11 protein-coding genes are annotated in these 15350 nt (G+C 41.1%); 2 read left to right on the plus strand and 9 right to left on the minus strand.

Annotated features, from left to right (window positions below; genetic code table 11):
- Nucleotides 1-37: 37 nt before the first annotated feature.
- The 8 genes from PAUR_RS11540 to PAUR_RS11575 form a co-directional block, all read right to left on the minus strand.
- Nucleotides 38-1207: a cystathionine beta-lyase gene (locus PAUR_RS11540; protein WP_192507890.1), complete on the minus strand. Its 1170-nt coding sequence runs from the start codon at nt 1205-1207 to the stop codon at nt 38-40.
- An 11-nt stretch (nt 1208-1218) separates the two neighbouring features.
- On the minus strand, nt 1219-2133 hold the full coding sequence (gene nudC, locus PAUR_RS11545) for an NAD(+) diphosphatase (protein ID WP_192507891.1): 915 nt from the start codon (nt 2131-2133) through the stop codon (nt 1219-1221).
- 189 nt (nt 2134-2322) lie between these two features.
- Complete coding sequence (gene nagB / locus PAUR_RS11550; protein WP_192507892.1) at nt 2323-3117, minus strand: glucosamine-6-phosphate deaminase; 795 nt, start codon at nt 3115-3117, stop codon at nt 2323-2325.
- 239 nt (nt 3118-3356) lie between these two features.
- Nucleotides 3357-4484 (minus strand): transmembrane glucosamine N-acetyltransferase NagX, encoded by a 1128-nt coding sequence (nagX, locus tag PAUR_RS11555; RefSeq protein WP_192507893.1) that lies wholly within the window; start codon nt 4482-4484, stop codon nt 3357-3359.
- Between the two features lie 66 nt (nt 4485-4550).
- Entirely contained in the window at nt 4551-5675 is a 1125-nt protein-coding gene (gene nagA, locus PAUR_RS11560) for an N-acetylglucosamine-6-phosphate deacetylase (RefSeq protein ID WP_192507894.1), read from the minus strand.
- The gene (gene nagK, locus PAUR_RS11565; protein ID WP_192507895.1) at nt 5676-6587 is read right to left on the minus strand and encodes an N-acetylglucosamine kinase; all 912 of its coding nucleotides are present in this window, start codon (nt 6585-6587) and stop codon (nt 5676-5678) included. It abuts the gene before it with no gap.
- Nucleotides 6588-6903: 316 nt separating this feature from the next.
- Nucleotides 6904-7746: an isopenicillin N synthase family dioxygenase gene (locus PAUR_RS11570; RefSeq protein WP_192507896.1), complete on the minus strand. Its 843-nt coding sequence runs from the start codon at nt 7744-7746 to the stop codon at nt 6904-6906.
- Nucleotides 7747-7908: 162 nt separating this feature from the next.
- Entirely contained in the window at nt 7909-9033 is a 1125-nt protein-coding gene (locus PAUR_RS11575) for a hybrid sensor histidine kinase/response regulator (protein ID WP_192507897.1), read from the minus strand.
- 142 nt (nt 9034-9175) lie between these two features.
- Between PAUR_RS11575 and PAUR_RS11580 the strand changes: the two genes are divergently transcribed.
- Nucleotides 9176-13138: a response regulator gene (locus PAUR_RS11580; RefSeq protein ID WP_192507898.1), complete on the plus strand. Its 3963-nt coding sequence runs from the start codon at nt 9176-9178 to the stop codon at nt 13136-13138.
- Here PAUR_RS11580 and PAUR_RS11585 read toward each other — a convergent pair.
- On the minus strand, nt 13126-13923 hold the full coding sequence (locus tag PAUR_RS11585) for a M48 family metallopeptidase (protein ID WP_192507899.1): 798 nt from the start codon (nt 13921-13923) through the stop codon (nt 13126-13128). The genes PAUR_RS11580 and PAUR_RS11585 overlap by 13 nt on opposite strands.
- 218 nt (nt 13924-14141) lie before the next feature.
- On the opposite strand from PAUR_RS11585, the gene PAUR_RS11590 reads away from it, so the two are divergent.
- Nucleotides 14142-15350, plus strand: a complete 1209-nt coding sequence (locus PAUR_RS11590; protein ID WP_192507900.1) for a Bcr/CflA family efflux MFS transporter — start codon at nt 14142-14144, stop codon at nt 15348-15350.

Consider the following 15350-nt stretch of genomic DNA (forward strand, 5'->3'; position numbering starts at 1 on the left):
GCCGCTCATTTAGCGGCTTTTTTGTTTAGAAATATGTTTAACAGTTCGCGTCGTAAACGGTTAATGCCTTCTCAAGATCTGCAATTAAGTCCTCTACATCTTCTAAGCCAATATGCAAACGAATGATGGGACCCTCTTGCCAGCCTGTGGTCGAACGTAATGCCGCCATGGATTTATTGGCCGTTACTAAACTTTCAAATCCACCCCACGAGAAACCCATTTTAAAGTGATGTAAGCAGTCTAAAAACGCATTAATGGCTTTTTGCGAGCCTTTTTTCATTACAAATGAGAACAATCCATTGCTACCTGAGAAGTCACGTTTAAAGAACTCATGGCCTGGACAGCTCTCTAATGCAGGGTGACGGACATGATCTACCAAAGGATGTGCAACTAGCCAATTAGCCACTTGCAGTGCAGCCTTTTCATGTTGCGCCAGCCTAACTGGCATAGTGCGCAAGCCCCTCAAAGCCAAATACGCATCATCTGCCGATGTACATTGACCAAGTAAATAGGAGTGCTCCCTTAAAGTCGGCCAGTGTGCTTCATTGGCAACGGCCACGCCCATCATGACATCAGAATGACCCACGATGTATTTAGTTGCAGCTTGAATGCTAATGTCTACTCCATGGTCTAGTGGCTTATAATGCCAACCGTTACCATAGGTATTATCTAGCATCGTAATTAAATTATGTTGCTTAGCGACACTGACTAAACTTGGTACATCTTGAACCTCCATTGTAATTGAACCTGGCGACTCTAAAAACAACACGCGCGTATTGGGCTGTATTAATGTTTCAATTTCCGCACCAATCATAGGATCATAGTAAGTCGTTGTAATACCTAACCCTAATAGAATTTTGTCACATAAATCCCGGGTCGGCTCATATGCAGTATCAACCATCAATAGGTGATCGCCTGACTTCAAAAATGACAGTAACGACTGACTAATCGCTGCTGCACCTGACGGATAAAGCGCACACCCTGCCGCATTTTCCAACTCCATAACCGCATCTTGCAACGCATAATGTGTATTCGTACCCCGTCGACCATAAAACAGCGTTCGATTTCCTCGGCCTTTAACCGCATCCTGTAGCTGCTCCACAGTATCAAACACCACGGTAGATGCACGTTGTACAACCGGATTGACAACCCCTTGTGTATACTGGCTCTTGCGACCAGAACTAATCAGTTTGGTATTTTTCTTCATATATTAAACCTTTAAGATACTCGCCAATAATCGATAAGGTAGCGAGATATAGAGTCTTTACGCGTTAACTTAAATCCGGGCCCGTCATCTCCCCACTCTGTAAATGCATCAAGTTCAGTGCGGGAAAACCATTGGGCATGTTCTAATTCGTCTTGCTCAACCGCAATGTCTATCGTCGTTGCTTGAGCAATAAAACCCAGCATTAATGAGCTTGGAAATGGCCATGGCTGAGATGCTAAGTATTTGACATCATTAACATCAATGTTGGCCTCTTCTTTCACTTCACGAATCACTGCTTGTTCTAATGTTTCAGCAGGATCAACAAAACCCGCGAGCGTTGAATATACGCCATCTGGCCATTGTGATTGCCGCCCGAGTAGGCACCGCTCGATACCATCATTGAAAGTATGCGTAACCAGCATGATCACCGCAGGATCTGTTCTTGGAAAAGTCATGTGCTTACAATCTAAATTGCGACATTTACGCGCATGGCCAGCTTCAACACTGCGATTTTCTGTTCCGCATCTACCACAGAATTTATGGGTATTGTGCCAGTAGCACAGTCCTTTCGCGAGTACTCCTACTGAACCCATCTTTGCTGTGAGCTTAGGACCAATTTGACGCATATCCACAAACTCACCGTTATCCGGTAATTCAATTGCATGTCTGTTTTTCTCATGAGTTATATCCAATGCGAAATAACTTTTCTCATCACTTACACCCAGAAAAATAGCATTATCTAGGTTTAATGCCCTAATTTGCTCAAACGACAATGTCAGCAATTCACATGCATGAGGATCCACTAGGTTTTTATCCTCATCTATTAACAACCAGCGGCTATCACTACGCATTTGCGCAATTATCCAGTCGTTACTTTTACGCTCACTGGAAGCGCGATTCAAATGCATTTGTGTGTAATGTAGCACAATCTGTTCCCTGTATATTATTTTGCTCAAAACTAACATAAGCAAAGATAAAGCAAAACCATTTCAACCCATTAACTATTAATCACCCCTCTATAAATAACTTGGTAATTAAAATTTTCTTCTACAAAGTCGAAGATTCAAGCAAAAAAAAAGCCCTTTCGGGCTTAAGTTCTCATGTATCTCATTGTGCTATAACGAGGCAAGATATGCTTGCAGTTTTTGATTTTCGGCTTCTATGTGCCGATAAAACTCAATGTCTTTGAGTTTGCTTGCCGCAGCTGTATCAATCACAATCACTGCATCTCTATGCATTTGTAGAGCTGAAGCCGGGCATGCTGCTGTAAGTGGCCCTTCAATCATGGCTTGAATCGCATCAGCTTTGTTATCACCTGTTGCTAATAGCACCACTTTTTTGGCATCTAAAATTGTCCCTATACCCATCGTAATCGATAGATGTGGCTGGTACTCATCTGCGCCAAAAAAACGCGCATTATCGTCAATTGTTGCTTTCGTAAGCGTTTTTACTCGTGTTCTTGAGGTTAAACCTGATGAAGGCTCATTAAAACCAATATGTCCGTTACGGCCAATACCCAATAATTGAATATCGATGCCGCCTTTCTGCGCTATTTTTTCTTCGTATTCATGACATGCCGAAATGGGATTTTTTGCATCTCCAGGAGGCACAAAGGTGTTCGCATTATCGATATCGATATGATCAAAAAGCTGGCTATTCATAAAGTGACGATAACTCTGCAAATGACTACCATCAAGGCCTAAGTACTCATCTAAATTGAATGAGGTCACACCTTTAAAACTCATTTCACCTGCTTTATTTCGCTCAATTAGTGCCTGGTACAAAGCGACAGGTGTGGAGCCTGTTGCTAACCCCAATATGGAATTTGCATTTTTATTTAGTTGAGCGGTAAAAATATCTGCGCCATAGGCTGCAACTTCAGTCGCATCATTTAGAATAACAATTTGCATAGTTTGAGCTCGATTTGAGAATTAGGAAAAATGGGATCTGAACCTTACTTCGCGTGCAATCAAAGAAAGGTCAGATCAAACCTAATTGGGATACATACTATTAGGCTATTACCATTATGACAACGCTGTCATTATTATCAGAAAATAACCGTTTGTAAAGTAAAAGTGAAAAAAGTTTTGTAATTACTTATTCAATCTTGTGAAGGCCTGACATTATAAGACCTTCACAGAGCCTTGATTTAAACGCTAACGAAGATTTTTCGACGATACATCCAATGTAATACCAATAACTGCACGGCAAGCAATGCTAAAACCGTTAATAAAGGTTGCCATTCCTCTGACGCTCCCGTTACTACGCCACCAAAAACACTGCGTGCGATGAACGCCCAATCAACAAGCGAAGATGCCAAATAAATAATAATCGAGTTCGCACCGATAATCACAAACGGATACGCAAAGCGTTGCCCATCAAATACATCGACTAGGACATAAAACCCTGCGAGTAATATTGCGCTCCAGCCAACTGTTACGAGCACAAAAGAGCTGGTCCACAACTCTTTATTAACCGGGAAATAAATGTTCCAACCCCAGCCAAGTAATAAGGCGACTAAACCAAACCCGAGTAAACGAATAACACTATGCCATTGACCTACGGTATGAGCTTGCGCAATTAGCCGTCCGGCAAATACCCCTGCAATCGCGTTAACGATAGCTGGCAGACTCGACAATACACCTTCAGGGTCTACAGCACGATCTTGATAGCTAATCCCGGGTAGCAAGTGCTTATCAAACCATGCATTCCAACTTCCTACTGCCGATAAGTCACCCGCAACACCGCCGGGAACAGGGATAAAACATAACAGTAACCAATAACCAATCAATATTCCTCCCCCGATACAACCCAACATGCGAAGGCTTGTATGCCAAACGAGTAACATGCAGAAAAACCATGCGATTGCAATTCGGCCCAATACACTGGCATACCGTATTTCATCTAATGCGACGGGCATACCTGTACCCCATCCATGGTTATATAATATCCCCAGTGCAGACAATAAAAATAGCCGCTTTAACGCTTTGTTGTAGTAACCTCTGCGTTCAGAAAAAGGCAAATGGTCAATACGTTTAGGAGACAATCCCATCGCTACCCCTGAGAGAAATATAAACAGAGGGAAAATCAGATCATAAAATGTAAACCCATGCCAAGCACTATGAAGCGTCTGCGCTTCAAATACTTTCCATCCTTGCCAACCAGTTAGTACAAATAACGCTGCAAATATTGATTGTCCGCCTAAAATCCAGAACATATCCATGCCGCGCAGCGCATCCAACGAGGCCAACCGTTTTTTTTCGGTTTTTATTGTCATATTTTTATATACCTTACAAACAAAAAAGCCCCGCTATTACTTCAGCGGGGTTTTTCTCAGGGAGTGTTAAATCTGGCTTCCTGCAATAAATGTTGCTTTCGCAAATAACTGTTCATCTAGTACAACAAAATCAGCATCTGCACCTTCACGTAAATGTCCTTTACTTTTTAGGTTTAAATACTGCGCAGGATACAATGAAGCCATCCTTAGGGCTTCTGGAAGCGATACGTCTAAAGAATCAACCGTATTACGTACTGCACTTGCCATATCTAATACACTACCAGCGAGTTCTCCAGTCGTAGAGTTTAGCCTATCTCCGGTACGAATTACTTTTCTGCCATCAAAGAAGTCAAACTCCATATCATCGGTACCAACAGGTGGCATTGCATCTGTGACTAGAAGTATCTTGCCTCTTTGTTTGGTACGAAGAGCCAGTTTTGCTGATGTGCTATGAACATGATGCCCATCAACAATAAGCCCACACCATGAATTATCATCCCACAAGGCCGCTCCGACGACTCCTGGTTCTCTAGACGTAAAAGGTGACATCGCATTAAACAAATGCGTAAACCCATCAACACCAACTTGCAATGCATTCATCGTCGTCTGAAAATCTGCATTTGAGTGCCCAACGCACACCTTCACACCTAAGCTAATTAATCGCTCTATATCTGCCAATGGTACAGTTTCAGGTGCCAGAGTAACCATTTTCACACCTAAATCTTGACGAGCATAAATCTCAAATTCTAACTCAGAAATAGGTCTAATAAACTGCTCACTATGTGTTCCTTTTTTCGGATGAGATAAATGAGGGCCTTCAAAGTGAATGCCTAAAACTCCAGCCTGACAACTCTCAATTGCTTCTGCTATTGCTTGAGCAGCCTTGTCCATCACTTCGACTTTATCCGTGATTAAAGTGGGCATTAATGCCGTGGAACCGAACTTACCATGAGCAGCAACCATTCTACCTAAACACGCCGTCGTTTGTGCAGCATTAAAAAATGCACCACCACCACCATTCACTTGGACATCGATGAAGCCAGGTACAACCAAACCATCTAATTCAATAACATCCTGACTCGATTCGTCAACCTGATAGCTTACTTTATTATGCTCCACTGCAAAAACGACATCTTTAAGAAAACCTTCACCGTCAAAGAGCTTGTTAGCACGGTACAATTGTCTACCCATTTATTTTACCTCACTTAATTGCTGCTCGACCGAGTGTATAGCAAAATATATTGCCCCCATCTCTGGTGGCTGTTTCGGTAATTCAACTCTATTAGCGATCTCTGGTGCTAGCCATTTATTCAGTGGCTCAGCAAGTCCCCCTATCATCGATAATCGGGGGGGATTATTTTCAAGCAAGCGCCGCGCTAGGTTACTAACGTAATCTGCACCTTGCTTTACAATTGCGAGTGCAACAACATCATCTTGTTCTGCAGCTGTAAATACAAACCGCGCTAACTTAGCATAACTACTCGACGGTTGACCGGCCATTTGTTCAGCAACGCCCATAGCCGTTGTCGTATTAAAATGCTGAGTTAACATTGAGGATAATAACGTTGTTTCACCTAACTTGTCTAAATCTAGTAATGCTGCTTTGACAGCCTCTAATCCCATCCACGCGCCACTGCCCATATCACCTTGTGCAAAGCCATGACCACCAAAGTTCACTGTTTGACCATTGACAAGTGAAAAACCACAAGACCCTGTCCCTGTTATTATTACAGCGCCATCATCTCCCTCATGAGCACCTATACAAGCTGTATGCAGGTCTGTTGTTAAAAACATTTGCTGGAATGGATGATCCCATTGCATTATTTTGTCATACAAAGCGGGTAAATTTACACCAGCCAGACCTAAACCTGCATTTAACGAGTGAACCTGCTCTACATGTAAGCCTGCATCTTGTAATGCAAGTTGGGTAGAGACCATAATTGACTCTAGAGTACGTTCAAGACCGTGCAACGGGTTTGCGGGACCTCCTAGCCCAGTGCCTAACACACCATGCTCTAAAGAATAGATAGTAGCGCGGCATTTTGTTCCTCCGCCATCTATACCTATATATAATTGGTCTTGTTGCACCTGTTTAGCCATCATGTTGCGACCTCTATAAAATGGGTTTTTGCTCAATTTTATTTATTTATTTACTGAGCGTTCAGTCATGTTGAATTAATGTTACACACAAAATGACAGCGTTGTCATTATATTTTTTTTAAAAATGCGTCACATTGAAAAATTCTAATATTGCACAGAATGACATTATTGTCAGGGAAAATTTACCTAATTTATTGAAATAAGCCAAAGAAATGCCATTTTAACTAACTCGGAGTCGACAAGTAGTCTCAATGTTTTAAACCAAAATAACTATAAAAAAACCCAATCAAATTGATTGGGTTTCTAAGCTTAGATAAAATTACTTCACGCCTAATTCTCTTAAGCGCTCTTGCAAATAGCTGTCGGCTGTATAACGTTCTGACAATTTCACTTGAGGATGAGGGTGTAAAAACAACGGTAAAGAAATACGTGACTTTGATGACCCTTTACCTGTTGGATTTATCACACGATGAATCGTCGATGGAAAATACCCACCCGATGCCTCTTGCAACATATCTCCAATATTAATAATTAATGAGCCAAAATCACAAGGCACATCTAACCAGCCACCCTCTTTGGTTTGAACCTGCAAACCCGGTTCATTAGACGCTGGTAACACTGTCAGTAAATTAATGTCACCATGCGCCGCGGCACGAATTGCACCTGGCTCTTCGTCACCTGTCATTGGTGGATAGTGCAAGATTCTAAGTAATGTTTGCTCAGATTGCGCAATCATGTCTTTAAGATCAATTGAAAACTTTGCTCGAACATCTTCTGGGGCTTGCGCCTGTACCCAACTCAATAACTCAGCAGCAAACTCATTCGCTAACCTATAGTACTCGCGGATTTCAGCATCTAGTTGTGCAGGTACACGGCCCTTAGGGTAAACATGAAAATACTCTTTGATATCCTTTACGGTAAAACCTTTAGCAACTTCCGATACATCCGGTGGGAAATAGCCATCTTGGGTTGCTTTATTAAATAAATAATCGTGTTTTTCTTCAGAGTTGAAAAACACCTGCCAGTTTTCATAAATCGACTCAACTAATGACTGCGGAATTGGGTGGTTTTTTAATACACCAAACCCTGTATTGCGTAGAGATTCGACAAATTGAGATGCTGCATCAGGAGCACGATAATCGACTGTTGGTAGTTGTTGCATATGGTTCCACCCAGATTGTTGCGTAATAAACCGGTCACTCTTGATAATACATTCAAGCGATCAATTTAAATAATCTATCATTGCTCGCGAGGATAGATAAATAAGCCAAATCAGATAAGGACTTTTGTCCTCTTTACGCTCAGGTAATACAAGTAGTTTGATTTAGCTCAAATTTACAATGGGTAACCGAATAACCCATTGCAGACCACGCTCCGTACTGGCTACGCTATATTCACCTTCTAATGCGCCACTGATAATATTAGCTGCCACAGGCGCACTCAATCCTACATGACCTAAATTGCCACGGCGAGATGTAACAAAAGGTTTGAGTAACTCATCAACAGTTACGTCAATAAGCCCAACACCATTATCGCAGTATTGAATCTCTAACAATTCATGAGCCACGGCAAACTTAATCTCTATAGGTCCTTTTTTATCCACAAGGCCATGACAGATTGAGTCTTCTATAATGTTGCTCATCACTAACTGCACCAAATTGGCATCCAAAGACATAGGCATATTTTTGCTTTGAGAAGTCAATTTAAACTCAACGCCCGTATCATCAATACAATATTGTGAAACCAATTGCTCCATCACTTCCACAAAATCACACCGGCCAGGCTGTGCTGGCGACTCAGCTTTTGATATCGTTTTTAGTAAATTAACGAACTCAGCAACTCGGCCTAAGCTTCTCTCGCACAACTTAATGCTCTCACAAGACTGAATCAGTGAGTCAGAAAGCATGTTTTGTGATAATGTTTGTTGTTCGAATGCATCTACTAATTCACGTGTCAGAGCCAATAAATGGGAAACCGCAGTGATCCCCGTCCCTAAAGGCGTATTGATTTCATGGGCGACGCCTATGACCATTTTGTTCAGTGCATCCGACAGCTGGCGTTTAACCTGCAACGCATTTACTTCAAGCAGTTTTATTTGAGTGTTTACCCGGGCATTAATTTCAGCCGGTCGAAAAGGCTTACTTATATAGTCGACACCGCCAACTTCTAATGCCTCAACAATATTTTCGGTATCTGTATATGCACTGACAAATACAATTGGGATATGTGATGTGGCCTTATTTGACTTCAATATTCGGCATAAATCTACCCCACTCATTTTCGGCATTTTAATATCTGTGATAATTAAATCGGGGGTTTGATTATCAATTAATTGCAACGCCGTATGTCCGCTTGTCGCCGCTCTAATTCTAAAACGTGGACATTTAAGAATAAGCTGCAACACCTGCAGGTTTTCTGCAATATCATCCACTATTAATATATCAAACATACTATTTCCCTAAGTCTAATGAATAGAAGTATAGCCAAATACATTCTGATTGCTCAGTACATGCTATCTTTATCGTTTTCTTGTGAAAAATGTATTGCGGACTATGGTTTAGGTCAGGGCATTTAAAAAGTAAAGTTATTAAATGAGAGCAAAGTTGTTAGTTAACTTATTGTTTTATTCAATGGGCTTTTTGTTGATACTGCTGCTCAGCACGATGCTATACTCTTTTCATATATCAAAACAAGAAGTTCGTACCCTCAGCGCAATCAATACATTACAAAATTTAACCGGTGAACTGAAGTTAAGTTCTGATTTGCTGACAAGCTATGCGCGCAGTTATTCAGTAACAGGTGAACCTCAATGGCTTATTTTATTCAATCATGTTTTGGCCGTTCGAAATGGTTACTTTGCCCCCCCAAAAGATCCTATTAATTACTGGGATAACTTAGCTAGAAGCTCTGTAAGACACCTCAGTAATTCTTTAGATGAAAAAAGCCACCCTTCCATTATTGAGCGTATGGCCAACACAGGTATTCAACAAGAAGAAATATATAACCTCACCATTGCACTTGAAACATCAGAACAATTAGTGAAACTCGAAGAGCAAGCATTTGCCCTTATTTCGTCTGACACTCACAGCGGGAAAATTGCAGCGCAAAATATTGTGTTTGGCCAACCATATTTAAAAGAAAAAGCAAAAATCATGAATGCAATAGCCCATGCCAGTAATGTAATAGGCATAAGAAAAAGCCTTCACAGAGACGCGTTAACTCAACAAACTAACCTCAATAAAATGCTTTTAATTGCCTGCTTTACACTCATATTCTTAATGTTTTTAATATCTTACATCATGCTCAGAGTTCGCTATTTCCTGCCGTTGAGGCAAATACATAAAGCCATTGCGGTGTCCGGTAACAAAAAAAGCTATGCCTTACAACTCCCCCCTAATTTACCGGGTGAATTAGGCACGTTAGCCCGCGAATTTAATAGTACACTTAACCAGTTAAACCGTAAAATTCATGCTGCAAGTAGCATCGAAAAATACAGCACGTCATTACGGGGAAAGAATCTATTTAATGATGTGGTTAAAGAGTCGCTTCAATTTGTTGCATTAGAATATCAAGCGCCAAGTTGTGGTATTTTCACCATTGAAGAAGACCGCTTTCAATTGTTCGACTTTACAGGAGCAAAACCTTGTTTTGACGAAGCATCTCCTTATATAAAAGCAACCGTAAAAACAAGTCAACGCCAACACTTATCCTCAACTGACCAGAACTTTATCATTATGCTCGAAGAGCAGCCGCTACAGTTAGCTGAAATTCATTTATTACCTCTGCTAGTTAGTGATCGCTGTATAGGCATTTTATACATTGGCTGTGTGTTCAAGTTAAGTGATGAGCAACTTGATGGACTAGATCAAATTAGTCGTGAGCTTGCTGTCTCGATGGAGATTAGCAGTCATAATTTAAAGCAACAAGAAATTAAAACTGCACTCTCACAACAGCTAGAGCTTACCCATCATATCGTTAATGCAATTCCGAATCCCACATACTACCGAGATGAAAATGGCACCTTCATGGGTATTAATAGAGCGTTTTTACAGTTTCTCAATCAATTCGAAGTCGATGTTATCGGATCATCACTTAACGATGTGTTTGATTCTGGAACCGCCAGCTTATTTTATGATCAAGCCCAAACCATATTCCAAAATCAAATAAATGTTGTTTATGAACTTATAACACTAGATGGACACGACAATGCCGTTGAACTCATCGTCTATGAAGCCCCTTTCTTTGATAGCCAGGGCCAAGTCGCTGGTATTGTGGGTATGTTCCTTGATGTGACGCAAAGAAATGAGCTAGAAAGAGAGCTGCTAGCGTCTAAAGAAGTGGCCGACCGTTCTGCACAAGTCAAAGGGGAGTTTTTAGCGAATATGAGCCATGAGATCCGCACCCCTATGAATGCGATTATAGGGATGGCTCATCTAGCACTAAATACGGATCTAAATCCTAAACAACATAATTACGTGCATAAAATCGATGTGGCTGCAAAACAACTACTCAGACTAATAAATGACATTCTAGATTTCTCAAAAATTGATGCGGGTAAAGTTGAAATAGAAAACACCCCATTTGAGTTAGACAAACTTTTAGAGAATGTGACAACCATCATTGCCATTAAAGCACAGGAGAAACGACTGGAATTAATTTTTGATGTACCTCCAAACATTCCAAATAACCTGATGGGCGATCCCTTGCGATTAAGCCAGGTTCTAATCAATCTTGCAGGCAATGCCGTTAAATTTACAGACCAAGGCACAGTCACCATCCAAATTCGCCAACTTGAAACAACCGAAAAAATTTCAAAGCTCACTTTTTCTGTTATCGATACAGGCATTGGCATGAATCCCCAACAACAGAAAAAACTCTTTAAGTCATTTTCTCAAGCCGACTCATCAATAACCAGAAAATATGGCGGCACAGGTTTGGGTTTAACCATCTCACAGCAATTGGTCAAACTTATGGGAGGCGAGATCTATGTTGAGAGTTCTAATGGTCAGGGCTCAACTTTCTCTTTCACGCTAGAGCTTCCTCTCAATGAAACAATCACGAACAAAGATGTACCCCGCCTCAATGGGCCTAGAAAGATCTTAATTGTTGACGATAACGAACACGCTAAAGAAGTTCTGTTCGGCATGCTCAGTAACATGAATGCGTCTGTATCTTGTGCATCCAATGCCACCGATGCAATTAATATGATCATTAAAGCTAAGCATCCTTATGATGCTATGATTATAGATTGGCAGATGCCGGAGTTAGACGGTCTGACAGCCATTGAAATACTAAACAAACGACAACTGCTCAATCAAACCAAGGTGTTATTAACAACCGCCTATGGTAGAGAGCTCGAGCTAAAAGAACACGAAAAGTCAATAATTGATGGAGTGATATTAAAGCCTGTGAGCGCCTCTCATTTATTCGATACACTCGCCGGTTGCTTAGGGACTTATACACACGAGAGCACACAGCAAAACAAAATAGCCAGCCATCCTCATTGCTTAGCAGGTATTACTATACTATTAGCGGAAGATCAGCCTGTGAATCAAGAGATAGCAGTCGAAATTTTATCAAGCTATGGTGCGAACGTTAAAGTGGCAAACGATGGTATAGAGGCTTTAAAACAACTCGAAGAAGATATCTTCCATATTGTTTTAATGGATATGCAAATGCCCAATATGGGCGGTATTCAAGCTTCAAAAGAAATTCGTAAATTTAAAAACGAACGTGACCTTCCGATTATCGCGATGACAGCCAATGCAATGCAAGAAGATATTTCCCACTGCCTTGACGCCGGTATGAACGACCATATCGCTAAACCCATCGATGTGCCCACAATGATAAGTAAAATTCAACAATATGCCTCTCCTCTAAAGCCTGACAATACAGCTCAAACACAAATATCATCATCAGATGAAGCTACATTTGATACCCTCGACGAGGCGTCCTCTGAGCAACTTATAAATGGGATTAACATTGAAGAAGGCATAGAACGAGCTGCTGGAAATCAACAAATATATTTCAATATCCTCACCACCTTTTTATCACAACAAGTGGAGGAACTTATAAACCTCAAGCAAGCTATCGCCATTGCAAATTATGATCTCGCCGCAAACATCCTTCATGCGATTAAAGGCGCAGCGGCAAACTTGTCAATATACTTCATTACAGACAAAGCAAAATCGCTAGAAAGTCAGTTAAAAACGATGACTGTTAACATAGATGACATTGACGGGATGATAGAGTTTGTTCGCAGAGCACTGGTACTATGCCCTCGAGTAATTGCTCAGCAGCTGCATGATAATACGGGCACAGTTCATGAACCTGACTCAATACAAATTTTAGAAAAGCTTGCTCAAGCATTGCAAGAGTTTGATACCAATGCCTCTGATATTGTTTTGCAATTAACCAGCAATGAGTATTTAAGTTCCGAAGAACTCGATGAACTTAAAACACTCATTGCTCGATTTGAGTTTACACAAGCACAGGTTGCGCTGACAAAAGTACAGAGTAAAATTTCTAAAGGTAGTTCAACCTACATGCACTGAGGTTTTTTACCCAATTGCCATGCCGCTCTTTTTAATTGTGACGCACCTCCCATTTTCGAGCTTAAGTTATCAATGCGACTCTGTGGAGCTGGGTGCGTTGACATAAACTCTGGTGGACGGTTCCCCGATGATGCGGCTTCCATATTTTCCCATAATGCTACCGACCCTTCAGGTTCAAAGCCCGCCTTTGCCATGAGTTCAAGCCCTATTACGTCCGCTTCACTTTCGTGGGTTCGTCCAAATGGTAGAGCCACACCGTATTGTGCACCCAGTCCTAACCCCTGCATAATTGCATTTCGGTACTCAACATTCCCCATTTGCAGCGCGGTACTACTCGCTTGAAGACCAAATTGCAACAAGCTATTCTGAGATACTCGCTCATTTGAATGCTCTGCAATTACATGACCAACTTCATGTCCCATGACTGCAGCTAATTGATGCTGATTTTTTGCCACCTTAAGTAAGCCTGTGTGCACCCCAATTTTACCTCCCGGTAAAGCAAACGCATTTGCACTTGGTTCCTTGAATACGACCACTTCCCATTGCTGGTTTGCATAATTACTGGGTAATTCAGCAATAAGATGATTAGCTATACACTTTACATACGCATTTGTTACAGGATCATCTTCTATTGTTTGCTCTTTTTTCATTTGTTCAAAACTCGCAGATCCCATTTCATTCATTTTTTGATCTGAATAAAGTGCGATTTGAGTCCGGCCTGTCGGGGAAGTCTTGCACCCTGCAATCACTAAAACAATTCCAACGATCAACAGTATTTGTTTCATATTATTATCCAAGTTATGTCATTTATTGCTCTAGTTTAAAACATCTATGATTTGACTCAAGCGGTAAGCTCATACTTTTTTATGCATTCAGACACCTGAATCGCCAATTTATCTTTAATTGCCCAAAAGTTAAAACCTTAAAACCATTCACCTCATATCAACCTAATTTAGGGAGAATTTGTTACTATTGAAAACCGTGTGAAAATAAAGCATAACCAATGACTCTAGAACACCCTCTCGGCCGATTCTTATTACCTTTGCTCGCAAGTATTGTGGCACTCACACCTCTGGCGATTGATTTATATTTACCAGCCATGTTGGTGATTGCATCTGATCTTAACACCGACCTGGAAAACGTTCAGGTTTCTTTAAGCAGTTACTTAGGTGGGTATGCGCTTGGGATGATGGTTTTTGGCCCACTTGCCGATAGGTTTTCACGAACTCGTCTTACTCAAATTGGGTTACTCGGTTTTGCAATGACCTCTGCAGCACTTGCAATCACACAGGACATCCAAGTTTTTTGTATATTAAGAATCCTCCAAGCTTTTTTTGGCGCCGCAGCCTCTGTCGTTGTCCCTGGCGTAATTAGACATTATTACAAAGAAAACACTGCCAAGGGCATGTCATATGTGTCAATGATCATGATGGTGGCCCCACTGGTTGCCCCCTCACTCGGTGCTATGTTGATGCTTGTCTGGCATTGGAGTGCCATATTCTTTGTATTAACAGGGTATGCTATTACCATACTTATCATTACACTCACTGTCAGTATTGATGTCCCTCGGTTTACAAACGATAAAATGACACTTCATTTTTTTACTCGCAACTATCTGACTGTTTTTTCTAATAGATCATCTCGCCACGATATATTAACGTCAATGCTCGTATCATTTGCTTTTTTTTGTTTTTTAACATCTGTCCCATTTATTTATCTAGACTACTATCAAGTATCTGAGCAATTATTTGGAATGCTCTTCGCGCTGAATATAATTGCCTTGATGTTTGGTAACTTTCTCAATACCAGACTCGTTCCCAAGATTGGATCCAGAAAAATGCTCTATATTGGCCTATTAATTGGCTTAGTTTCAGGGATATCTGTATTAGTGCTTAGTATTTACGGTGTATCTGTGTGGATACTTGCCAGTGCGATTGCGCCGCTTATGATGAGCTTAGGGATCACAGCAAGTAATGCTGATGCACTAATCTTAATTGCATTTGAAAAACATACGGGAACGGCAACCGCTGTGATCGGCACACTACGGTTTGGCAGTGGCACATTAATAGGTCCTCTTCTCGCGCTCATACAGCCACAAAATACCATTCCATTCGCTGCACTGATGTTTTCAGCTGTAATACTCGCTGGGCTATGTCAAATTCAACAACGACGTTTTTTGCCAGATACAAAAAAGGCCGGAGAACCGGCCTAG

The organism is Pseudoalteromonas aurantia 208, from assembly GCF_014858725.1.
Lineage (GTDB): Bacteria > Pseudomonadota > Gammaproteobacteria > Enterobacterales > Alteromonadaceae > Pseudoalteromonas > Pseudoalteromonas aurantia.